The following is a 25,276-nucleotide window of genomic DNA, read 5'->3' on the forward strand; positions in this document are numbered from 1 at the left end:
TATTTTAATTATCTCAATAGGGTTATTGTTCCTTTTTTAGTTGTTTTTGTACCGTCGTTCAACTCGCCTTCGAATTGGTAGACATAGACTCCATTAGGCTGTACCTGCCCTTTGTAAGTTCCATCCCATCCCGTCTGAACGTTAGTGGATTCGAAAAGGAACTGACCCCATTGGTTATACACGCGCAATCTCATTTTCGCGATTGTATTTCCATACACATACAATACATCATTTTTACCATCATTATTTGGCGTGAATGTATTTGGTATAAAGACCTGGTTACCAGCAGGGTTATCTGCTTTCGAACTGAAGGTAGTTGCATCACTCATCTGACAAGCCAGTTGTCCGGTTGCCCTCACGCTGATGCTGATTGCCTGATCTGGTTTTAAGCCTTCGATGGTATGTGTCGTTCCTGTTAATCCTGAACCTGGTGTGATCCAGGTATTACCACCGTCCACAGATACTTCGTACCCTCTTGCGCCAGCTATTGCAGGCCAGATAAAGGTGACACTTGTTGCAGTGGCTGATTGTACCGAAACTACCGGTGCGGCAAGTTTTGGCAGGATGGTTATGGTTACTGCGGTACGACTGCTGCTCTGACATCCGGTCTGCGTGTTTACACTAGCTACATAATAAGTAGTGGTGGCAGTTAATCCAGGCGTAGTAAAGCTGTTTCCTTCCGCTAAATGGGTACCATTGGTTTCTACACTGTACCAACGGTAAGTTAGTGCCGGATCAGGGTTGTTGACCGTTAATACTGCAGTGTTAGTACTACATAATGGATTTGTTGCACCTGACACCGATGCCGGTGCGTTTGGCAATGTTGATGGTGTCACTACTACTGCTGTACGGCTGATGCTGGTACAAGTAGCCGTGGCCGCTTCCGCATAGAATGTACTGGTTGTGCTGATCGGGCCGGTTGTAAAGTTAACTCCGGTTCCCAGTGGTGTTCCGCCTGTTGGGTTACTGTACCAGTTGTAAGTGATACCGTTGATTGGGTTAGCAATCGTCAGCACTGCCGGACTTGCTGAGCAGGTACTTACTGCTGCTGCGACTACCGAAGGTACTGCTGGTTTCACATTAACGATTACGGTTACTTTAACTCTTCCGCTTAACAAACCACATCCTGTGGTATTCGTTGCTAACAGGTAGAAATCTTTAGTCAGGTTTAACACACCTGTTTGTAAAGTTGTTCCGCTACCTAATAAGGTACCTCCTGTTGCAGCATCGTACCATTGGTAGGTAGTTCCTGTCCGCGGCGTTTGTACACTTAAGGTAATGTTATCACCTGCACAGATTCCGGCACCGGCTCCGTTCACAATCACCGGTACTTCCGGCAATGCGTTTACGGTTACGGTGATCACTTTAGCTGTACCAGGCAGATTTTCACATTTGTTAGCGCCTTTTACCGTCACATAATAAGTGGTGGTTGCGTTGAACACTTTTTCTAATACTGGTCCTGTAAACACGGCATTCATTAATGCTTCATCGGTGTACCAGGTAAACACCGGACTACTAACAGTAGTACTTACTGCAGTTAATTTTACCGGTGTACCTTCACAGACTGCAGTTTCTGCACCTGAAACGATCAGGTCTGTAGCTACTGCCGGTGGGTTTACAATCAGGGTTACAATTCTGGCATCGCCAACTGCATTCTGACATCTGTTTGAACCGGATACGGTTACATAGAAAGTGGTGGTAGTCGTTACTAACGGTTCGAATACCGGACCGTTCCAGGCAACGCTTGTTAAGGCTGCGTCACTGTACCAGGTAAATACCGGACTGGTTACATTGTCGGCCGTTGCAGTTAACAACGCTTTGGTACCTACACAGAATGGTGCATTGTTACCGGCCACATTGATGTCGGCAGCAACTCCTGTCGGGTTCACAGTTATGGTTACTACTTTGGCACCCGAGCTTAAGTTTTCACATCTGTTGGTTCCACGTACTGTTACATAATAAGTAGTAGTGGCACTCAATACAGGTTCAAACACCGGACCGCTGAAGGCTACATCCGTCAGGTTTGCATCGTTATACCAGGTAAACACCGGCGTATCTACATCAGGACTACTTGCGGTAAGTCTGGCAGTTGATCCTTTACAATAATTGGTATTGATACCTGTAATATTGATATCTGCTGGTGTACCCGGGTTGTTGACTACAAGGGCAACAATTTCTGCATTGCCTATGTTGTTCGCACATTTATTATCTCCGCTTACGGTCACGTAGAAGGTTGTACTTGCCGTAACCGTTGTCTCATAAACTTTACCTCTGAATACTTCTTTAGTTAAGTCTACATCAGAATACCAGATGAATTTAGGGTTATCTACCGTAGTGCTGCTTGCTGTTAATACTGCTTTTGTACCTGCACAGAAAGGAGTACCATTACCGGTTACGGCAATATCAGCATCGGTAGCTGGCGTATTTACGGTAATGGCCACTTCTTTTCCAGTTCCGGGAAGGTTTGGACATTTATTGTCACCGCTCACACTCACATAATAAGTGGTGCTTACCGTAACTAAAGTATTAAATACAGCACCTGTGAATATTGGAACCCCGCTTAGCTGCGCATTGGTGTACCAGCTAAATACCGGATTCACAACACCAGGGCTTGTTGCTCTTAAACTTGCTGTTGCTCCTGCACAGAATGGTGCAGCTGCACCGTTTACATTAATGTCAGTGGCAATTGCAGGTGGATTCACGATAATGGAAACAATTTTTGCATTTGCAGCATTGTTTGCGCATTTGTTAGTACCGCTTACTGTTACATAGTACATGGTACTTACGGTAACGACCGGGCTAAATACTGGTCCGCTGAATATCGGAGCACCAGCCAGGGTAGGGTCAGTGTACCAGTTAAATACCGGACTGTCTACTGTAAGGCTGCTTGCCGTCAGGGTAGCAGTGTTGTCTTTACATAACCCTTTTTCTGCACCTGTCACCGTAATATCAGCAGCTGTTGAAGCTGGATTTACTTTGATGGTGATTTTTGTTCTTGCCGCAGTGCTCACACATGAATTTGCATTTACAGCTTCTACGAAGAAATCATGATCACCAGTGATCAGGTTTGCCGCAGTAGTATAGCTAGCTGTATTTGCAGCCAGTAATGTTCCACCGGTTAAGGCGTCATACCAGTTGTAGGTTACTCCTGCTACGGCAGTTACTGCTAAAGTAGTCGCTGGTGAAGCCGGACAGATTGTTGCCGGATTTCCTGCTACTGCTACCGGTGCATCCGGTGCTGGCAATATCGTTACCGTTACTTTGGTTTTCGCACTTTCGCAATTGTCGCGTGTTACCGTTACATAATAATCATAGGTACCTACAGCAAGGTTGCCGGCTGTTGTAAAATTAGGTCCTGTCTGAGTTTCTGCGGTTGTTGATGTTCCGGTATACCATTTATAAGTGGCCGTAGCATCAGGGTTAAGTACGCTTAAAATAGCCGCAGTACCTACACAAGCTGAAACGGTAGCATCGGCTACTTTCGGTGCGATTTGTACACGTTGAACATAGTTCAGGTCGACAGTACTTAAAACTGCTACCAGACCTGATCTCAACCTCAACTCTACCCCGTCAAATTGTTTTTGCGGAACAAAGGAAAGGATACGGTCGCCATCATTACTTAAGATATCTAAGGTGATTAAAGGATTGCTCGCAGTAATCATGTCATTGTTGCTCACAAGGTTATTGTAAGTAGTCAATTCAAGGGCAGATAGTACGGCAACATTCAGCAGTTTACCAGGTGAAGTCAGGCGGATACGAACGGTATCTCCAACATTCGATAATCTGGTAAATCCAACATGCTGATAAACCGAAGCACCTAAAACACCTACCGGCATAACCAGTGATGAGGCAGAGTTTGCATCATTGTCTACTGCTCTTTCTTTATTAAACACATCAGTTAGTAAGGCTACGCCATCTACTCCTGATCTTACGGCAACCGAGGCAAATTCGCAAGGTGCATCTACCGGTGTTCCTGCCGGTAAAATAGTTACTGATACACTAGCTGCGGCAGAAGTACATCCGCCGGGAACTGCTGCGGTTACATAATAAGTATTCACGATGTTGGTCGTTCCGTTATTCATGATCGGACCAGTCTGGAAAATGGCATCCGTAGACACCTGATTGGTTAAGTCTACATCAGTATACCAGGTAAACACTGCTCCTGCAGTACTTGAACTTGCTGTCAATACTGCCGGTGTGCCTGAAGTTACTGTTAATGCTGATGGTGTAATGACTGGTTCAGTTAAGGCACCCAGTGACACGTTTGCTGTTGCTTTTGCTACAGACACGCCACAGGTAGCTAATGATGCTTCTACTGAGTAAGACACAGCTCCGGTTACATTTGTAATCGTGAAGGTTACCCCATCTTTACCTGCCTGATAAACATCGGCACTGTTATACCATCTGTAAGTCATGCCTGCGATCGGATCTTTTACCTCCAGAATCACATCGCTACCCGGACAGGTTACAACATTAGCCGTAACCAATGTAGGTGCCACAGGTAATGGCGTTACCGTTACCGATACTTTTGTTCTGTAACTTTCACAGGTTGCGGTATTTGCTGATACATAGAAAATAGAATTGGCATTTACCGTTGGGCTATAGCTTGATCCCGTAAAGAGTTCAACAGCTCCTGTGGCATCATACCATTTATAGATGATTGACGGATTTGGATTCCGGACTGTTAAAGTAACTGCCCCACCAGCACAAACGGTTTGATTAGGAACTGTTAATGTTGGAGCCAGTAGTTTTCTTTGTGCATAATTTATGTCTACGCTTGACAATACGCCGGCAAGACCTGCATTCAGACGGATTTCCACCTGATCAAAAGGAAGGGTTGGTACAAAAGTAAGTAAGGCCTGCGTATCGTTACTCAACAACTCAAGGTTAACCAGGTTGGTGTTGCTGATCGCCACTGCGTCATTGTTACTTGTTGCTCCGTTAAGGGTTCCGATTTCAATATTTGATAATAAACCAAGCGAAAGCAATCTACCTGGTGTATTTAACAACACTTTAACGGTATCACCTACACTGGAGACACTGCCAAAGCTTAGACGTTGGTATACGTAGGCACCTAGTGCGCCAACCGGCATCACCAGTGAAGAACCTGTTTGTGTATCCTGATCAACAGCCAGTTGAGCGTTAAACACTCCTGAAAGCAGGGCCACTCCGATTACGCCATTCGTTTCCGAAACGGCGGCTTCACAGGCTACCGGATTTGGATTACCGCCATTGTTTACGGTAATGCTTACCTGAACACGACTTAAAGAAAGACAGCCGGTAAGGTTTGATTTTGCTTCCACATAGTAGGTGGTATTCACTGTCAGCGGAGGTGTTACATAAGTTGGGCCGCTATAAACCGGGATAGTTCCATTTAGATCTGTATACCAGTTATAGGTTACATCGGCCAGCACCGGACTGATGTTTAAAAGAACCGTTTGTCCGGCGTTTACGGTAGTTGCAGAAGCATGAACCTGTGGCAGGCTTACGATTGGGTTAACCGTTACCGGTACCGCAGTACGGGTAGAACCGCCACATCCGGGGCTGATTGCTTCTACATAATAAATGGCATTTGCAGTTAAAGCAGAGGTTACAAATGTTGCACCCGTAAATACTGAGGTACCTCCTGTTGGAACGGTATACCAGTTATAATTTAAGCCCGCAGTTGCATTGCTTACCGTCAGACTGGCTGTGCTACCATAACATACCGGAAGTACAGTTGCCAATACCGGCGCTGTAGGTGCAGGAGTAATGGTTACGGTAACTGGTACGCGGTTTACATTGGCACAATTGCCTCTGCTTACTTCTATATAATAAGTAGTAGTTGCATTTAAGACCGGGGTAGTAAAAGATGATCCTGTTCCCAATTCCGTGCCGCTGTTTGCAGTAGCATACCATTTTAAATTGGTATCTCCGTTCGCGGTAGCAGTCAGTGTTGTTGTACTACCGGCACAAGTAGTTTGACCTATAGCAGCTACTGTCGGACCCGGATAAATTACGGTAGCTCCATAAATATCAAGGCTGTTTAAAGCTGAAACCACTGCACCAAAACGAATCTCTACACGGTCATAAACACCTCCCGCAGGGATGGTCAGTTGCGCTCTGTTTGGATTTAACAGGGAAAGTTGGATTAATGAAGAATTTAAAGGGTAAGTACTCACTAGTGTTGTTCCGTTATAAACGGTTACAGTAGCACCGCCCAGTACCCCTACATCAGCCAATCCAACAGCAGCACCAATATCCAGACGGATACTATCTGCAGCGTTACCTGGATTTGCAAAGATTAAGCGTTGGTAACCTGTTGCACCTACGCCTACCGTTAAATGAATGGTCGTAAAAGTATTAGGATCTGCATCGGTAGAACCTCCCGGATCGTTGGCACCACACAACAGGCAAAGACCGTCGATTGCAGTTTGCTGTGCTGTTGCCGCATTACAACTCGCATTGGTTGGCAATGGCGTAACGGTTACGGTTACAGGAACTCTGGTTGCACTCAAACAACCCGATGAGTTTTGAGTTTCGATAAAATAAGTAGTGTTTGCTGTTAATACCGGTGTGGTAAAACTACCACCGGTTGCCAGGGCAGTACCTCCTGTTGAATTGCTGAACCAGCTAATGGTATTTCCTGCATCAGCAGTAGCTTCCAATGTTGCTGTTTGTCCGGCAGAGATGATTTGATTTTCAGTAAGCACCGCTAAGGCTGGTGCCGGGCGTACGGTAATGGTTACCGGCATACGGTTACTAACTGCTGTACCTGAAACTGCTTCTACATAATAAGTAGTGTTGGCCGTTAATGCTGGTGTGCTAAAGGAATTACCTGTAAAGACCGGGGTACTTCCTGTTGCTCCGTACCAGTTATAAGTAACACCGCTAAGTACATTAGCTGGCGTAAGTGTTGCGCTTGTTCCTGCACAGGTGCTGGTTGATGCAATTACCGGGTCTCCTACTTTTACTTTAATGATAAAGTCGGTGGTAGTGGCATTGTTGGCTGCATCTTTTGCAGTGATCTGGAAGGTAAACGTTCCGCCAAGTGTTGGCGTTCCGGACAAGGTGTTCGTTGCCGGGTTGAAGTTTAATCCAGCCGGCACATTTGCCGAAGTATAGGTATAAGGTGAAGTTCCGCCGGTTACCGATGGTAACACTACCGCTGGATAAGCTGTGCCTACCGTTCCGTCAGCTAAAGCTGCGGATGGCAATGACAAAGCTCCGATCACTCTTAAGGCATAAGTATTGGTTGCTGTAGTTCCTGCCTGATCAGTAACGGTTACCGAAACACTGTATAGACCAGATTGTGCAGGTGTTCCAGAAATCACCCTTGTACCCGGATCAAAGCTAAGGTCTAGCGGAAGATTAGCCGCGGTATAAGTATATGGACCAGTTCCGCCTATGGCAGCCGGAATGGTTTGAGGAGTATAGGCTATGCCAACATTTCCATCGGCAAGTGTTGCCGGAGGAAGCACTAAGGCAGCACCGATAGTTAAAGGGTAAGTATTGGTTGCCGTTTTTCCTTCTGCATCAGTCACCGTAACCAATACAGTATATGGACCTGCTGTAGTTGGTATTCCGGTTACTTCACGTGTGCTGATGTTAAAGTCATGTCCCGGAGCAAGGCCAGTTGCCGTATAAGTATACGGTCCGGTTCCGCCTGTTGCTTCAGGGATTCTTTGTGCAGGATAGTTGACACCTACAGTACCGTTGGCTAATGTTGCTGCAGGTAATACCAACAGATCCTTAACTACAATGGTATAATTCTGAGTGATGGTATTTCCATTAGCATCGGTCACCGCTACCTGAACCGGGTAAGTACCCGCTTGTGTTGGTGTACCGGAAATGCCTGGAGTCGTGTCGTTAAATGTTAATCCCGGAGGCGTATTGGTTGCCACATAGGTATAAGGTCCCGTTCCTCCTGTTGCTACAGGAAGTAGTTGGTTTGGATAAAGAACTGATACCGTTCCATTAGGAAGTGTTGCCGAAGGTAGTGTTAGTGCCGCGGTTAGTTTTAAGTTAAACGCGGTAGTTGCAATACATCCTTTGCCATCTTTGGCTATGATTGAGAAATTATAATCAGTTGTTGCGTTTGCGGTTGGTGTTCCGGTGATCAATCCTGTGGTCGACAAGCTTAATCCTGCCGGCAGGTTGCCCAAACCCGGAGCCAGTGTATAAGTAAAGACTGGTGTTCCACCTGTAGCCGCAGTAATCTGTTTTGAATATGGGGAACTTGCAGTTGCAGCTTTTAAAGTAGTTGCTGCAAAGACTATCGCAGGGTTCACATTTACAGTAACCGGTACGCGGTCTGTATTAGCACAGCCCCCTTTGCTTACTTCTACAAAATAAGTAGTATTGGCAGTTAAGCCCGTTGGCGAATAAGTATTCCCGGTAGCCAGTGATGTTCCTCCGCTGGAATTCGCATACCAGTTTAAGATCGTACCCGCAGCAGGTGTTGCAGACAGGCTTGCTCCCGCTCCTGAACAGATGTCTCTTCCGGTAGTTGCGATCACCGGATTCGGATAAATTACTTCCGCAGCATAAACATTCAGTGAGGTTAATGCGGATAATAGTCCGCCAACTCTCAGTTCTACCCTGTCATAGATTGCTCCGGCAGGAATAGTGACTCTGGCAGTTTTGTTTTCCAGCAATTGCAGGCTGATCAAACCAGAGTTCAGCTGGTAGGTACTCACAATGTTATTGCCATTCATGACATTCACCGTAATTCCTCCCAATAAGGAAAGATCTGCTAATCCACCTGGCGTGCCCAGAACTAAACGGATGCTATCTGTTGCTACTCCTGCTGCCGGAAAAATCAGGCGTTGGTAAGCAGCTGCAGCTAAACCCACATTTACACGAATTTCGCTGAAAGTAGCAGGGTCTGCATCGATGGCATTGACTGGATCGCTGATGCCACATAAAAGACATAGCAGGCCTTCTACTCCGTTGGTTTGTGCTGTTGGACTTTTACAGTTCAATGCAGGAACTACTCCTGCGATGGTTACCGTAACCGGCGTACGATTTACACTTGTACAACCACCGGCTCCCAGTGTTCCTACAAAATAGGTGGTCGGGCTTGTTAATGCTGGTGTAGTAAAAGTGGTTCCGGTTGCAATTGCTGCACCGCCTGTTGAGGCGGTAAACCAGTTGATGGTGCTACCTGCTGTTGGCGCAGTAGCGGTAAGTGTTGCCGTTTGTCCGCTGCTGATGATGACATTGGTAACGGAAACCTGTGCATCTGCCGGTATTGGACTTACGGTAATGGTGGCTGCCTTGCGACTTGTACTTAGACAGGTTCCGCGAACAGCCTCCACGTAATAAGTTGTATTTGCAGTTAAAGCACCGGTATTAATTGAACTACCTGTGAAGGCAAGAACAGCTCCGTCAGCTGTAGTATACCAATTGTAAATCACTCCTACTTCCGCATTGGTTACTGTAAAAATACCTGGTGATCCGGAACAAACTGCATTCGCGGTAACATTAGGCACTTCAGGAACCGCAGTAACGGTTACCGTTACACTGTCCAGGTCTGACTCAGAAAGGCATCCGGTTTTCTTTGCAGAAACGTAATAAGTGTAGGCACCCGGAACAACTCCTGTTTCTGTGAAGGTCCCTGTTGCACTCGTACCACGTAAGGCAATTTCATTTTCAGGAGTTTTACGGTAAAAACTATAAGTAAATCCGCTGTTTGGACTAGTAATGTTTAAAGTCATACTATTTCCGCAAACGCCGGCTAAGGCACCGTTGGTTGCGCCAACAAAAGTTGGCTTTGCTACTGTTTGTTCAACCTCATGGATATTTAAGCCTCCAGCCAGTAGGTTCCCACCTACATTAAGAAAGTTGGTTATGCTGATTTTAATACGATCGAATGGAAGCCCCGGTGTAAAAAACACTGGAATTACTCTATTATTTGCGAACAAGGTGAGCAGATCAAGATTAATCAGATTACTGATTGAAGTCTCGGTACCAACCGGTGTAGTTCCATTATAGGCTTGAAATTTTATATTATTAAACAAACCGACGTTGAGTAAGCTTGCAGGAACAGAGACCGAAACTCTCGCGACATCGCTTGCTGATGACAATTGATTGAAAAAAATCGTTTGTGAAGTGGTATTTCCCAGTGCTACTAAACCCGTTTGTAATTGAGTTGCAGTACTTAATTGCTGATCTGCTGAGAAGGAAGGATTCTTTACCAGAGTCGACAAGCTTACATTGACGCCTGTGGTTTCTCCTACACTGGCAAAAGCAGAAATTCCGCAACTGGCTGATCCCATGGTAAAAGCATTATAAACCTTCAGGCTTACTGATCCAACCGCAACAGCCAAAAGCTTTGGTTCAAAACTCAGTCTGATGCGCACCGAATTATAGGCATTCGCTGAGGTAACCGCAAAATAATTATTTCCCTGACCATCCTGAACAATCATAGCTGTTACATTAGCTTCAGGCACTTTAGTGCCAACGCTGCCCGCTGCCGCCCCTGAATAAGCTTCCAGCTTCACTACATCAGTCTTCAGCAATCCTGTTAAATCACTTACGAGGCCTAACAGATCCAGGTTCAACCCCTCGCGTGTGAGTGGATCAAAACGGATATAAGTTGTTTGCCCTGCGGTGAGGGCTTGTGGAAACTTGAGTTGCAACCATGCCTCTCCTACTGTACCGGTGACCAGAGTCGCAGAAAAGTTAGCCGTCAATGTTGCAGCAGCCAAATCATTACCTATTGCCGCATTTTCAGGATTAACCACTGTTCCTCCTTCAGGATTAGGCACAGGTGCACTTGGAAACAGCCCAATCGTAGCTTTCGTTACTCCGATAGAGGGAGCTACTGTTGCATAATTTTTCGTTTGTGCATACGATTTAAAATTATTTAACGTTAATAAGACACAACTTATAAGAATAAATTTTATTACCTTTAAGTTTCTAAGCTTGCCCGGGAGGGTAGAAGTAGATTTCATAGGAGCGGAATTGGAACGATTTAATTATACTTTAGTGCAATTTTAGTCATAGCTAAGTTCCTAAGACCTGTTCGAATTGTTCATTTAAGCAAACCAGAATAAATTTCTTATTCATTTTGTTCATTTTGACATGCACCAATTTTCCTCTACGCGAAAAAACACGTATAAAAACCTAATAAGCAGGTATTTATACTGTATCTGCGTATTTTATTCTTTTTTTACTTTTTTTACCGCTGTTCATTATTGTGTTGAAAGCATTATATTCGTTTAGTTTAAGGAATTAACGCCCACTCAGCCTACCTATGGAGGATATATTTACCCTAAATGAAGTGAAGAGTCTTATCCTGGTGAAAACAGGAATTCGGACCATCACTCCTGCTGACTGTAAAAGGATCTCCATTGAAATCAGCAAAACACTTAATAAAAACGTCAGCGAAACGACGATCAAACGATTGTTTGGGTTTGCTGTTGTAAAACATAATTTTTCAAAATTCACCCTGACTACGCTTGCTGAATACGTAAATAAGGAAGATCCTAAAAGCTGGACTAATGCCTTGCCTGCCAATACTCAGGCGCCTGTTCATACCTGGTCTGATATCCGGGCGAATGCGAAAAAGGTGACTAATTTCACGTTAAAAGGTATTAAAAACAGATCTGGCATTCCCTACGAAATGACGATCAGCAGAAAGTTTGCTGAGCATGATTTTGATGATTTCTTTAAAAGCGATTATAGTTTTACCTGTTTCATTTCTCAACCTGGTTATGGAAGGACCATTTTATTAAGCCATTTAGTAGAAAAGTTTTTCCAGAGTGATGCAGCTACACATTTAGATTCAACAGCTTTATTCCTTACGGCGAGTAATATTTTCAATCCGGACCAGCATCACATCAGCTTTGAAGACCGCCTGAAAATGCAACTGGGCATCCCCCATCACGAAAGCTTGTTAGAGCACATCAGTGAAAACCATAAAGCCAGCGGCAAAAAATTTGTGGTGATCATTGACGGCTTTTCGGAGGTGATGGTAAAACGGGATCTAAAAAAACAGATGTTTGAAAACATCATCAGTTTTATCTGTGCTATTGAGCATAATGATGCTATAAAGTTGGTAATGAGCATGCGCTCTACCACCTGGATGAGGTTCTATGATTGCATCAGACATTCGGCCTTTTTAAGGTCTAAATGGTTTTCAGGGAATTATTTCAATCACAATGAAGTGTCTAATGTCCCTCCCCTAACAGGTCAGGAGATAGACCGGATCATTCATAAAATCAACAAATCGGATGTCAATGAATTAAATCCGAAGCTAAAAACTCAATTGAAGTTCCCTTTATATATTCAGCTTTATTATCAGCTGAAAGAAGAAGATCCTTATTTCAATTATTCCAGCAGCATTACTTTCCATGAACTGATTTCCAGATTCATTCAGGAAAAGATCTATAAATCCAATTATTACACAGAGAAAATCCTATTCCTGAAGAAGGTAATTCAGCTGACCGGATACGGCAAGAAAGCAAATTCAGTTCCGAAAGACCTGCTGATTGCGGAATTATCGGCCTTCAAGAATGCTTATATGGAATTGGTTTCTGAAGGTATTTTAGTAGAAGAAAAGAGCCAGGATGATTACCAGCCAAGGGAATATGTCCGTTTTATCTATCCGCATATCTTTGAATATTTTCTATTTATAGAGTTACTGGAAAAGTTTCATTTACAGGTCAACTGGACCTTCTTTGAATTTATCCAACGTAATTATGAGAGCAATAATGTTCGTTTTCACCTGCTGCAATGGACTATCCGTTTTATCATCAGGATTGGTGATTTCAGTGCATTAGCACATATATTTGATCTGGATCTCAATCATTTTGAGCGCAATTACCTGATTTTATTTATCGCTGAGAACATCCGGTTTCGCTCCAGATACAGTCCGGATACTTTTAAATTACTGACAGAACACAAGCTACATGACACGCTGATCAAACAACTCATCAATTTTGACTTTGTAGATTCCTGTTATAAAGAGGCTGTCAATGTATTGGCAGAGGTTACCGACAGTGATGAGAACCGGGCTATTTACGAAAGCATTTTAGCGATTTTTGATGTAATGAGCATGGATCAGGACCATATTGCGATACGGCTGACAAAAATCGCAGCAATGGACTTAACCGACTGGTCCATCAGCCCTTATGAAGTTTGCTGGTTGATTTACTTAAAACTCAGCAACCGGCCTGATGACGCCCATCCTCTTGTTCAGGATTTGGAAAATTTCAAATTTCCCCTTACAGAAAACAGGGCCGCAATTGACACCAGACAGGGCATTTCTTACCTGCTGCTCATCATGCTAAATAAATTCTATGGCACCGAAGAAGGCACCCTAAAAATCATTCAGCGCATCACGAAGCTACATCCAAGAATGTTTTCCAGGAGATCTCCTTTTACCATCTTTATGATGACCATTTTAGGAATATCAAATTCTAAAATTAACCCGGGAAAGAAAACAGATCAGCTGGAGCATATTTTAGCAGGCATCCATGAGAACAAGTCCAGGTTCAAGCTATCAGAATACTCAGAATGTATGTTTAGAATCATGATGGCCAATCAATTGAGGTTGCGTGGAGAATTCGTCAAAGCGTATGAATATTGCAATGAGTGCCTTCAGATTTTCAAAAGAAACGAACTCAATCTGAACTGCATCATGGTCTATGACCTGATGATTGCGATCTTCCAGGACTTGAATGACGCAGTCAAGGTAAATGAGTATAAGTATGAAAGGCTTTGTTTTATGGAGGAAAGAAAAATCCCCCATCGTTTATTAGTGAAAGCAGGATAATTCCCTATTGAAATAGAAAAGATCATTTAAAATAGAAAAGGGCCTGCGCTTCAAGAACAGACCCTTTTCATCATTCAGATTAGATTAACCCTTCTCTTACGCATAAACTGATCAGTTCGGAGCTGGTCTTCACGCCAGACTTCCTGATGATGTTTTTGCGGTGCGAATGCACGGTATGCAGAGAGATAAACAGCGTATCCGCAATCTCTTCACTCTTATTACCGAGTGCAATCAACTTAATGATTTCCATTTCTCTTTTGCTAAACTGCAGGTTTAAGGCATGGTTTTCCGACTCCGCATTGAGGGTAACCGGCCAGACTTTCTTGGTCCCTTGTGTGTCTACCAAAGAAGGGATGTAATTATTGACCGAGGTAATGTGATTCACATTGGTGTGAATGTGTAATACCTGAGCTATCCTACCCGAATCATCTTTAGAAAGATAGACGGATTCATTATGAAACAGTTCATAACTCCCGTCTGCCAATTTAAACCTAAGGCAGTAAGAGGTTTTATAATAGGTTTTTATACTTTCTTTATTCATTTGATCAAGCATGAAGCGCACGCTTGCCGATTCCGTCTGAGCCACATAATTGACATCCGCTGGATGTATACGGCCTAAGATATCATCAACTGTGGCAGATGTTGGGTCCAGGCCCAACACATCAGCAATTCCGGGGTCTACATACTTGATTTTTTTATCGCAAAAATCTACTACGTAATAAAAGTTCCCCGAGCTAAGAAATGAGGGTAGAAACTGATCTAAATTCAATTCAGGCAGGGCTATAGTCGAACGTGTATAAAAATCACTATACCTGTTCCAGGTATCGTAAATGACGTTGTTATTAGATTCCATAATGTTAATTAAATAGATTAAAAAAATAAAAAAGCGTGTTCTTTACCTTTTTTAAAAATGTAAAATGAGTAGCGCGGAGGGTTAATGTAAGTTTACCCTCTTTCGGCTACCAGATACAATTATTCATTAACAAGTAGACCTCTAAGGATTGATTTTCGTGTTGTTCACTGATTTCGCTGACGACTCGTGAAGCGAAATAATTAAGAGAATTTTTTAACATTGTAAATAGGGATTAGATTAATAATTATGGATTGATTAGATTCATATTTAAAAGGATACAACTCATGCTTTTTTTCATCTGCATCATCTTTTTCCAAATCAAAAACTATCATTTCCTACCGGAAGGCGCAAAAAAACAAGCAGCCTTTTCAGAAGGTATCAACAAAGTGACAATTGAAAAACGATATAAATGAAAGATTATTGCTTCGATTGAAGAGCAACAGTGATTTGAAAGGGTTAAACTAAAGATGAGCATCGGCATAAAAAACTAGTTATTTTAATTTAAAAGAAATTCAAGTGATTCACAACCCCTGAGCATATAAGCACCCAAAGGAATTAAACTTCTAAAGACCGGTTAACCGCAAAAATTAATCCAAGTACCCAAAAAAAGCATCCCTATAACTAGTGATTTTATTGAACCTGGATTCAACAAATGGATTACACGTAGTTAAAAGGATGCTTTTATACTTATTTATGAAAATTTTGAGGGATCAAATCTTCCGGAATGTGATACTTGTTCAAAATGACAGCTTTTAAAGCTCTGAATTTGTATCAAATAGCTACAAAACTGTCTCCAAATTCAGAAATCAACACACAAACACAAGATAGTGATACTCAAAAATGTCATTAGAGAAAATACGACTAAAAATATTATAAACTATTCTGAAAATAAGGAAACAAAATAGTTAAAAAAATACACAAGATATCTCTATTTAATCATTTTTAAGAGGTAGGCGCCGTAGCCGCTTTTCACCAGCGGGGCAGCGACTGCAGACAGCTGTTCTTTATCAATAAAGTTCATGCGGTAAGCTACTTCTTCAATACAACCGATCTTCAGGCCCTGACGTTCTTCTATGACCTGTACAAACTGCCCGGCCTGCATCAGGGAATCAAAAGTACCGGTATCTAACCAGGCAGTTCCACGGCTTAATACGCCAACTTTAAGTTTACCCTGCTCCAGGTATACCTTATTTACATCTGTAATTTCATACTCTCCCCTTGGAGAAGGTTTGATGTTTTTAGCAATTTCTACTACAGAGTTGTCGTAGAAATACAGTCCGGGAACCGCATAATCTGACTTGGGAACAACTGGCTTCTCTTCAATTGATACTGCCTTTTTGTTTTCATCAAACTCCACAACGCCGTAACGTTCAGGGTCTGAAACCTGATATGCGAAGACTACTCCACCTTCCGGATCAGCGCTACTTTGCAGTAATTTAGCCATTCCATCTCCGTAAAAGATATTGTCTCCTAATACCAGCGCCACCTTGTCTGTTCCGATAAAATCGGCACCAATCACAAAGGCCTGAGCCAATCCATTGGGCTCCTTTTGTACCGCATAAGAGAACTTACATCCCAGCTGACTTCCATCGCCTAGTAATTTCTCAAAATTAGGCAGGTCATGCGGTGTAGAAATGATCAGAATCTCGTTAATGCCGGCAAGCATCAGGGTAGACAATGGATAGTAAATCATCGGCTTATCATAAACCGGCATCATTTGCTTACTCATCACCAGGGTTAAGGGATGTAATCGTGTCCCGCTTCCCCCGGCCAGTATAATTCCTTTCATGTATTGGTTATTTTATTGCGTGAATACACTTAACCAGACTGTCTCTCCAATAAGGAATTTCAAGGTTAAATGTAGTTTTTATTTTAGTTTTGTCCATCACCGAGAAGGCCGGACGGCGTGCTTTAGTCGGATAAGCACTGGTAGGAATGGGATAAACCCTCAGTTCTGTCGCACTGATTTCGAAAATTGCTTTCGCGAAATCATACCAGGAACAGAGTCCTTCATTGCTATAATGGTAGGTTCCGTAAGCTTTATTTGCTGAAGCAATGACGTTTAATATGACCGCAGCAAGGTCTACACCGTAAGTTGGCGTCCCTACCTGATCTACGATGATACTCAGCTCATCACGCTCTGCACCCAGTTTAAGCATCGTTTTTGCGAAATTCCCCGCAAACTCTGAATACAGCCAGCTGGTGCGCAGGATATAATGGGCTTCTAAATGCTTCGCGATTTCCAGCTCTCCCTGCAATTTTGTTTTTCCATAAACATTGATTGGCACTGCCGGGTCTGTTTCTTTTAACAAGCCCGGAATATCCCCTTCAAAGACGAAATCAGTAGAGATATGAATCAGGGTAGCCTTAAATTCTGCACAAAGCATGGCCAGATTTCCAGCACCTGTGCTGTTGATCTTTTCGCAAAGTTCCGGTTCGTCTTCCGCTTTATCTACGGCAGTATAAGCTGCACAATTGACCACAAACTCCGGCGATTCGCTGGTAAACACCGACCTCAACACTTCCAGATCCAGGATGTTCCCTGCGATTTCATCCAGAAATACAAAATCCTGTATATTACGCGCTGTAGTTAATTTGCTGATACATTGTCCAAGCTGGCCAATTCCGCCAAAAACGATTACCTTTCCTTTATTGCTCATTATATTCGTATTGTTGTTTATAGTAGTCCTGATAATTCCCTGAGGTTACATTTTCTAACCATTCGTCATTTTCAAGATACCAATCTACGGTTTTTGCCAGACCTTCTTCAAATTGCAGAGAAGGCGTCCAGTTCAGTTCTTTTTGCAGCTTACCGGAATCAATCGCATAACGAAGATCATGCCCTGCACGATCTGTCACATAGGTGATCAATGCGGCAGAAGTTCCGCTTTCCCGTCCTAGTTTTTCGTCCATAATACGGCACAACAACTGAATCAGGTCTATGTTTTTCCATTCATTATGGCCACCAATATTATAGGTATCGCCAGCTTTAGCCTGGTGAAAAATCCTGTCGATAGCTGAAGCATGGTCTTCTACCCAAAGCCAATCGCGGATATTTTCCCCCTTCCCATATACCGGAACGGCTTTATTATTTTTGATGTTATTGATCGCCAAAGGGATGAGTTTCTCCGGAAAATGATGAGATCCATAATTATTGGAACAGTTAGAGATCACTACATCCAGGCCATAAGTATCATGGTAAGCGCGCACAAAATGATCAGAACTTGCTTTTGAAGCTGAGTATGGGCTATGCGGATCATAAGCCGTAGTTTCTGTAAACATGCCTGTTTCGCCCAGAGAGCCATACACTTCATCCGTGCTCACATGGTAAAAACGGTGATTGGCATAATCACCTTTCCAGCTTTCTTTCGCGGCATTCAACAAATTTACTGTACCGATGACATTGGTCATCACAAATTCCATAGGATTGCTGATGGAGCGGTCTACATGCGATTCCGCAGCCAGGTGAATCACTGCATCAGGCTTTTCAGTTTGAAAAAGTTCGCTTATAAATGCCGCATCAGTGATGTCTCCTTTGATAAAACGATAATTAGGAGCATCTTCCAAATCGGTCAGGTTCAGTAGATTCCCTGCATAGGTTAGCTTATCCAGGTTAATAATCTGGTAATCAGCATAATTTTTAATAAACTGTCTGACTACATGAGAGCCAATAAAACCCGCTCCCCCGGTAATTAAAATCTTTTTCATCATTTTTTATAGGTTAAAAGCTATTAGTAGGCGTTATCTTCTCCTTTGATCATATTGATAACTGTCATAAAGACAATCTTTACTTCCAGCATTGCCGTCCAGTTTTCAAGGTACCAGATGTCGTGCTGCACGCGTTTCTGCATGGAACCTTCTTCTTTGGTTTCCCCTCTGAGGCCATTTACCTGTGCCCATCCGGTGATCCCTGGTTTCAGGAAATGGCGTACCATAAACTGGTTGATGATGGCACGATATTCTTCGGTATGTTTCAGCATATGTGGCCTTGGCCCCACCACACTCATATTACCCATCAAAACATTAAAGAATTGCGGAAGTTCATCCAAACTGGATTTACGAAGAAATTTTCCGATTCCGGTGATGCGGTCGTCATCTTTAGTGGCTTGTTTCTGATCACTATCGTTGTTGACCTTCATGCTTCTAAACTTATAGCAGTAGAAAGGCTCGTCATTACGGCCACTTCTAAGTTGTTTAAATAAGACAGGGCCTCTGTTTTCCAGTTTAATCAGAATTGCGATTAACGGATATAGCCAGCTCATCAGAAATACGATTACGCCAACACTGAAAACGATGTCAAAAGCACGCTTTTTGAATCGGTTCCCGATACTTTCCAGGGGTTCTTTTCTTAGCGAAATGACCGGAAACTCCCCTCCTACGTAGCTAATGGTATAGGGTGAAGCGATGGTTGCGGCCATATCCGGAATGAATTTTACGCGGAGACAGTGCTTGTCAGCTTCCTGCAAAAACGGTTGTACCAGGGCCATTTTATGTGGCTCTAAAGCAACATATATGTCTTTAACTCCGTTCAATGCTGCTTTTCCCATTTTAGAGATAAAGTTTGTGGATAGGCGGCCGTTTTCATCCCCATAAATACGGCTGCCATCATCCAGGTATCCATAGAAATCTATATTGTATTGACGGTCAAAATAATGCGCCAGGCGAAGACCTGTCGGGTTTACTCCAATCAAGGCCACTTTCTTACTGACATTAAATTTATGAACCAGGAGCGACTGAAAAGCAGTCCCCAGGAAACGATTCACGATAAAACCGAACACCAATAAGGTATAAAATACCACAAGGAAGGTTCTTGAGAATTCGATATCTCTGGAGAACAGCAGGTACAAGGCAAAAATCACCCCGTGCAGCGCAACGCTTCGCCAGGTTCCTCTGTAAATTCTTTCCAATCTTCTGGAGCCATAATCGGTATAAAGGCCGAAAATCGCAGAGTTAAACAACCATGCAAGGTTACAAACGACCATATAATGTCGCCATAACTCGTATGAAACTGTTTTTCCCAAATATCCCGTAAGATAATAAGCTAAAATGTAGATCAAATTAAGCATTACGACATCCGTAATAGGCAAAATATATCTAAGTAGGTACAAATAACGAGTCTGCATCTGGATTTGGATAAATTAAAGTTGAATTATTAAAGTATTATCAATAAATAATGCTCAAAAAACAGGTTATCCGGGGAAAACAACAGGAAATAATCCTGCTATATTAAAAACCCAATAACAATTACCAAAATTAACTCCATTACGGAATAAAAAGCTCCCCACAAATAGGTATTTTAACAAAAACAACAACATTAACAACATCCACAGGACTTCATTTCGCAAAATGATGGGTATTTTTACAATAAAATAAGATTAAAAAATAAATCATTTATGAAAATCGCGGTAATAGGAACAGGGTATGTCGGTCTAGTAACCGGTACCTGTCTCGCTGAGACAGGAAATGAGGTGATCTGTGTAGACATCGATCAGCTGAAAGTTGAAAAGATGCAACATGGGATAATTCCAATTTATGAACCAGGACTTGACATCTTGTTTCTGAGGAACATTTCGCAGAAGCGATTGAGTTTTACTACAGATTTAGCCATGGCAATTAAGGATGCTCAGATCATCTTTATGGCCTTACCAACGCCTCCGGGAGAAGATGGCACAGCCGATCTTTCTTATATTCTTGGTGCAGCAGCGGATGTCTCAAAACTGATTACTTCTTATAAGGTAATTATCAATAAATCTACCGTTCCGGTGGGTACAGCAGATAAAGTAAAGGCCGTTTTCGAAGCCAATACAGCGGTAGAAGTCGATGTGGTTTCCAATCCGGAATTCTTACGTGAAGGTGTTGCAGTAGAAGATTTCATGAAACCTGACCGCGTGGTGATCGGGACAAAAAGCGAGAAAGCAATGAAACTGATGACTGAACTTTATGCCCCTTATGTAAGGTCTGGAAATCCGATTTTGTTTATGGATGAAAAGTCTTCCGAATTGACAAAATACGCTGCAAATGCCTTCCTGGCCACAAAAATCACTTTCATGAATGAGATTGCCAATTTATGCGAGCTGGTTCATGCAGATGTAGATGCGGTGCGTCTTGGGATTGGTTCTGACGACCGTATTGGAAAGCGTTTTCTATTCCCTGGCCTTGGTTATGGAGGCAGTTGCTTCCCTAAAGACGTGCAGGCCCTTTCAAAATCGGCAGAAGAACACCAGTATAATTTCCAGATTCTGAAAGCGGTAATGACCGTAAATGAAAAACAAAAGACAGTGCTGGTAGATAAGGTCCTGAAGTATTATAAAGGGAACCTGAAAGGAAAACATTTTGCACTTTGGGGCCTGGCTTTCAAACCGGAAACCGACGATATCCGCGAGGCACCAGCTTTATATATCATCAACAGATTGCTCCTTAATGGTGCTACGGTGACTGCTTATGATCCTGAAGGAATGAACAACATCAAGGCTTTATTAGGTGATAAAATCAATTATGCAGACAATCAATACGATGCTTTACAAGGGGCAGATGCCTTATTGATCGCCACAGAATGGTCTGTATTTAGAAATCCAGACTTTGAAAAGATGGAAGAAATCATGAGTAACAAAGTCATTTTTGATGGCCGAAATCTTTATGATCTTCAAAAGATGGTTGATCTGGGCTATTACTATAATAGTATTGGCAGGTCTTTAATCTCAAATTCCGCAGCAACTGATGCTACTCCCACTGAAGAAAAGCGCAACCCAAACGAACTTGTGTCTTTATAACACCTGAAAAACATGGATAAAAACAATTATGTATTGATTATGGCTGGTGGCGTAGGCAGTCGCTTTTGGCCAAAAAGCCGTAATCATTTTCCGAAACAGTTTTTAGATATATTAGGAACAGGAAGGTCATTATTACAGCTTACTTATGAACGCTTCCTGAAGTTATGCCCGGCTTCCCATATTTATATTGTCACCAATAGTCAATATAGCGACCTTGTTCTGGAACAGCTGGAGGGAATTTCTCCGGAACAGCTCATTTGCGAACCCAGCAGAAACAATACGGCTCCATGCATTGCTTATGCCTCTTTTAAACTGGCAGCACTGAATCCGGAAGCCAATCTGGTGGTCGCTCCTTCAGACCATTTCATACAGTATGAGGCCATTTTTGTAGAGAAAATTCTTGCGGCTTTAGCTTATACTGCCAGCCATGAAGCATTGGTTACTTTAGGTATTAGTCCGACAAGACCCGACACCGGCTATGGCTATATTCAGTATGGCAGGGAAACGGAAAAAGGGATTTACAAAGTGGAGAAATTCAGGGAAAAACCCAACCTTTCCACTGCTATAGAATACCTGAGAGAAGGAAATTATCTTTGGAATGCAGGGATATTTATCTGGAAAGCGAAGTCGATTATCCAGGCTTTGAAAAAACACGCCGGCAGCATTCATGATTTATTTGAAAGTGGAAATGCTTATTACAATCAGCCGGAAGAAAGAGCTTTTATCGACCAGAAATACCCTGAATCTCCAAATATTTCCATCGATTATGCCATCATGGAGCAGGCAGATAATATCTACACCATTCCGGCAGATTTCGGCTGGTCTGATCTTGGCACCTGGGCTTCGTTACATGAATCCGCGGATAAAGATGAATCAGGCAATGTCATTTCTGCAAAACAGATTAATGTAAAAGACACTCAAAACAGCATCATTCAGGTCAATGAAAACAAGCTGGCGGTGATCCGTGGGCTTGATAACTTCATTGTCGTGGATGATGGAAATGCCTTGCTGATTTATCCTAAAGATCAGGAACAGGAAATTAAAGAAGTTGTAAAGACAATGGCAGAAACTTATGGAAATCACTATGTATAAAAACTAAACAACCATCCCTATGAATGGCATCCAACCAGTAAAAAACGCGCTGCTCCCGACACTATTGCTTTTGACATTATCCAGTGTAGTTCAGGCACAAAAGCCTGAAATTAAATATTCACTGGAAGCACAAGCCATAGGAACGACGAACCAGGTTGTTCCTTTCTGGATGCGATCCAACCAGTTTGGCTCCATCCCGCTTTCCGGTATGTCGGGAAGTTTCATCGGAAAAGCGGAGAAAGATTACAGTGCTTACCTCCCTTCCGACAGTCCCGGGAGAAAGAAGCTTTTCGACTGGGGTTTTGGCTTTGAAGCCAGAGCAAATGCAGGAAAAGGCGCAAATGTCCAATTGATTTCGGCCTATGCGAAGGCAAGAATGGGCGTCTTTCAACTTAAAGCAGGCAGATCAAAAGATGTGATGGGTTTAAATGGCGACAGTGTGCTGAGTTCCGGCAATTTTTCGGTCTCCGGAAATGCCCCCGGAATCCCAAAACTGGAACTTTCTATCCCCAATTACTATACGCTACCCGTATTTGGTGGCCTTTTCGCTGTCAAAGGAAACTTTGTTCATGGCTGGATAGGAAGAACCCGGATCCTGGACAGTATCATTGCCGGACCCACGATTAAATATTACATCAACGATACGAAGCCCGTCAGCTATTTCCATCAGAAATCTTTATATGTGAGGTTAGGAAAAGCAGACTGGCGCTTTAAAATGTATGGTGGATTCAATCACCAGGTGTTCTGGGGGAATGAACAGGCCGCCTATGGCGACAATTTCAAGTTGTCTCCCGCCGAGACCTTTTTATATGTGGTGCGCGGAAAATCATACGGTACAAAGGGGGTTCCTACCTCCAAAATAGGGAATCAGCTGGGCTCTATTGACCTGGGAATGGAGTACGACTTTAATGATATTAAGGTGATGCTCTACCGACAAACCTTTTACGATGTTGGTGCTTTGTCGAAACTGGCTAATATCAAGGATGGTTTAAACGGGCTTTCTTTGGAAAACAAACGTTTCAACCCGGAGAGTTCCGGTTTTGCCTGGAAGAAAATCTTACTTGAATTCTTTTATTCAAAAGATCAGGCGGGATACCCATGGTCTACGCCTACCAAATCGGGAGACGAAGATTACTACAACAACTTTTATTATAAAAACGGCTGGTCTTATCAAGGCATGGGGATCGGAAATCCACTGATCACCCCGAGACATGATGCCAGAGCCGGTCAGGCGGTAAAACCGGCTGATTACTTTATCAACAACCGCGTGGTGGCACTTCATGCCGGACTTAGCGGAAGACTGTACCACTGGGATTTCATGACCAAAGTTACCTATTCAGATAACTACGGGACTTTTGGAACCAGCAAATACGGGAACTCCACAGGGGCTATCAAAAGCCCTGTAAACAGTGAAATATTTGAAACAGTTCCACAATTCTCCTTTTATTTGGAAGGCACTAAGCCGCTTAAAAACGGGTATAGTGCTGGTTTTGCAACAGCGGTGGATCAGGGGAAATTGCTAAACAATTCTTTTGGTCTGATGTTGAAACTGAAAAAGGATTTTCAATAACCAGCAGCAGGATTTTCAGTAGATAAATATTCCAGGCAGTATTGCGGCGCAGGTTAACAGCGCTACAATACTGCGTATGGAAAACGCCCCCCAGCGCGTCTTTTAAGCTTTTAAAACTACCTTGTCAGCACACCTTTTACACTCAAAAGGTGCTTTTCATATTGATCCACGATCAATTCCCAGTCGTATATTCCGGTAATCTTATCGCAATTGTTTTTCTTCATCATTTGATACTTTTCAAGGTCATAACGTACCTTTTTCAAGTGATCTGCGACTTCATCGGCAGTCCTGAAATAAATGGCATCTTCCCCTAGTATATACCTGTTAAAAGGGTTGTCATTGGCGCACATCAGGCTATTGGATGCCATGGCTTCTAATAATGACGGGTTTGTTCCGCCAACGGTATGGCCATGGAAATAAATATTGGCGTAATACCGCAGGTTGTTTAAAATATCAATGTTGTAAATCCCCCCGATGAACTTAATCTGCGGGTAGGCCTCGAACTTCTCCTTTAAATAATTACCGTAGGTGGTTTCATGTTTACCTACTACTAAAAACGGGCGTTTAACATTTGCTTTTGCCACGCCATCCAGGATAACTTCAATACTGTTTTCTGGCTCTAATCTGGCAATGAGCATATCATATTGATAGGCAACCAGATCATAACTTTTAAGGATTCCTATGGTTGGGTCCTTAAATAAGGTTGCTCCATAGGCGATAAAAGTAGAATCTGCATTGTATTTTTCTTTCAGATAATCCTGTATTCCAATGGAATCAGAGATCAGGTGATCGCTATATTTTACACCTAATTTCTCCGCCCACTGCAGAAACTTCCTTACTTTATCAGAGTACTTGGTACGTTTCCATTCCAGTCCGTCCATATTAGTAGTGACGACTACTTTCTTTGGCAACAGCCATCCCCATACAGAACCACTGGTATAACCCAGCTGTAAGATCACGTCACATCCCTGCTTTCTGACATCGAGAATGCAGTTCAAATCATAAATAAACTGGCCGGCAGTCCCCAGCTTATACTCGGGATCATAGCAATGACGTAAATCAACACCATTCCACTTACTCTTTTGATAAGGGTGGTTATGCGAATTATAAACCAGGACTTCATGTCCTTTTTTCACCAGACCCAACGCTAAATATTCTGCGCATTGCTCAAATCCTCCATAATGATTTGGGATGCCCCGGGTACCAATAATTGCTATTTTCATTATAGA

The 25,276-nt window shown here is 42.9% G+C and carries 11 protein-coding genes; 4 read left to right on the plus strand and 7 right to left on the minus strand.

What is annotated here, in order from left to right:
• Nucleotides 1-8: 8 nt before the first annotated feature.
• Nucleotides 9-10,937: a putative Ig domain-containing protein gene (locus tag OQX61_RS18280; RefSeq protein ID WP_265843245.1), complete on the minus strand. Its 10,929-nt coding sequence runs from the start codon at nucleotides 10,935-10,937 to the stop codon at nucleotides 9-11.
• Nucleotides 10,938-11,266: 329 nt separating this feature from the next.
• Between OQX61_RS18280 and OQX61_RS18285 the strand changes: the two genes are divergently transcribed.
• Entirely contained in the window at nucleotides 11,267-13,762 is a 2,496-nt protein-coding gene (locus tag OQX61_RS18285) for a hypothetical protein (RefSeq protein WP_265843246.1), read from the plus strand.
• A 79-nt stretch (nucleotides 13,763-13,841) separates the two neighbouring features.
• On the opposite strand, the gene OQX61_RS18290 is transcribed toward OQX61_RS18285, so the two are convergent.
• The 5 genes from OQX61_RS18290 to OQX61_RS18310 all read right to left on the minus strand — a co-directional run bounded on the left by OQX61_RS18290 (nucleotide 13,842) and on the right by OQX61_RS18310 (nucleotide 19,738).
• A complete protein-coding gene (locus tag OQX61_RS18290) occupies nucleotides 13,842-14,615 on the minus strand; it encodes a LuxR C-terminal-related transcriptional regulator (RefSeq protein WP_265843247.1) in 774 nt (257 codons plus the stop codon).
• A 928-nt stretch (nucleotides 14,616-15,543) separates the two neighbouring features.
• Nucleotides 15,544-16,404, minus strand: a complete 861-nt coding sequence (gene rfbA / locus OQX61_RS18295) for a glucose-1-phosphate thymidylyltransferase RfbA (protein WP_265843248.1) — start codon at nucleotides 16,402-16,404, stop codon at nucleotides 15,544-15,546.
• Between the two features lie 7 nt (nucleotides 16,405-16,411).
• A complete protein-coding gene (rfbD, locus tag OQX61_RS18300) occupies nucleotides 16,412-17,275 on the minus strand; it encodes a dTDP-4-dehydrorhamnose reductase (protein WP_265843249.1) in 864 nt (287 codons plus the stop codon).
• Entirely contained in the window at nucleotides 17,265-18,323 is a 1,059-nt protein-coding gene (rfbB, locus tag OQX61_RS18305; RefSeq protein ID WP_265843412.1) for a dTDP-glucose 4,6-dehydratase, read from the minus strand. Before rfbB ends, rfbD begins: the two co-directional genes overlap by 11 nt.
• A gap of 23 nt (nucleotides 18,324-18,346) precedes the next feature.
• Entirely contained in the window at nucleotides 18,347-19,738 is a 1,392-nt protein-coding gene (locus OQX61_RS18310; protein WP_265843250.1) for an undecaprenyl-phosphate glucose phosphotransferase, read from the minus strand.
• Nucleotides 19,739-20,008: 270 nt separating this feature from the next.
• Here OQX61_RS18310 and OQX61_RS18315 point away from each other — a divergent pair, with 270 nt between their 5' ends.
• From OQX61_RS18315 to OQX61_RS18325, 3 genes are read left to right on the plus strand one after another with little or no spacing between them, the layout of a single operon-like run.
• A complete protein-coding gene (locus OQX61_RS18315; RefSeq protein ID WP_265843251.1) occupies nucleotides 20,009-21,385 on the plus strand; it encodes a UDP-glucose/GDP-mannose dehydrogenase family protein in 1,377 nt (458 codons plus the stop codon).
• Nucleotides 21,386-21,397: 12 nt separating this feature from the next.
• The gene (locus tag OQX61_RS18320; RefSeq protein ID WP_265843252.1) at nucleotides 21,398-22,477 is read left to right on the plus strand and encodes a mannose-1-phosphate guanylyltransferase; all 1,080 of its coding nucleotides are present in this window, start codon (nucleotides 21,398-21,400) and stop codon (nucleotides 22,475-22,477) included.
• A 19-nt stretch (nucleotides 22,478-22,496) separates the two neighbouring features.
• Nucleotides 22,497-24,047: a capsule assembly Wzi family protein gene (locus tag OQX61_RS18325; RefSeq protein WP_265843253.1), complete on the plus strand. Its 1,551-nt coding sequence runs from the start codon at nucleotides 22,497-22,499 to the stop codon at nucleotides 24,045-24,047.
• A gap of 116 nt (nucleotides 24,048-24,163) precedes the next feature.
• Here the strand turns inward: OQX61_RS18325 and OQX61_RS18330 are convergent, their stop codons facing one another.
• Complete coding sequence (locus OQX61_RS18330; RefSeq protein WP_265843254.1) at nucleotides 24,164-25,270, minus strand: DUF1972 domain-containing protein; 1,107 nt, start codon at nucleotides 25,268-25,270, stop codon at nucleotides 24,164-24,166.
• Nucleotides 25,271-25,276 lie beyond the last annotated feature (6 nt).

This window comes from Pedobacter sp. PLR (assembly GCF_026239675.1).
Lineage (GTDB): Bacteria > Bacteroidota > Bacteroidia > Sphingobacteriales > Sphingobacteriaceae > Pedobacter.

Bases quoted from the DNA above. Each gene is read 5' to 3' on its own strand.
- OQX61_RS18280 (WP_265843245.1), bottom strand. From the start codon at position 10,937: ATGAAATCTACTTCTACCCTCCCGGGCAAGCTTAGAAACTTAAAGGTA.
- OQX61_RS18290 (WP_265843247.1), bottom strand. From the start codon at position 14,615: ATGGAATCTAATAACAACGTCATTTACGATACCTGGAACAGGTATAGT.
- rfbA (WP_265843248.1), bottom strand. From the start codon at position 16,404: ATGAAAGGAATTATACTGGCCGGGGGAAGCGGGACACGATTACATCCC.
- rfbD (WP_265843249.1), bottom strand. From the start codon at position 17,275: ATGAGCAATAAAGGAAAGGTAATCGTTTTTGGCGGAATTGGCCAGCTT.
- rfbB (WP_265843412.1), bottom strand. From the start codon at position 18,323: ATGAAAAAGATTTTAATTACCGGGGGAGCGGGTTTTATTGGCTCTCAT.
- OQX61_RS18310 (WP_265843250.1), bottom strand. From the start codon at position 19,738: ATGCAGACTCGTTATTTGTACCTACTTAGATATATTTTGCCTATTACG.
- OQX61_RS18315 (WP_265843251.1), top strand. From the start codon at position 20,009: ATGAAAATCGCGGTAATAGGAACAGGGTATGTCGGTCTAGTAACCGGT.
- OQX61_RS18320 (WP_265843252.1), top strand. From the start codon at position 21,398: ATGGATAAAAACAATTATGTATTGATTATGGCTGGTGGCGTAGGCAGT.
- OQX61_RS18325 (WP_265843253.1), top strand. From the start codon at position 22,497: ATGAATGGCATCCAACCAGTAAAAAACGCGCTGCTCCCGACACTATTG.
- OQX61_RS18330 (WP_265843254.1), bottom strand. From the start codon at position 25,270: ATGAAAATAGCAATTATTGGTACCCGGGGCATCCCAAATCATTATGGA.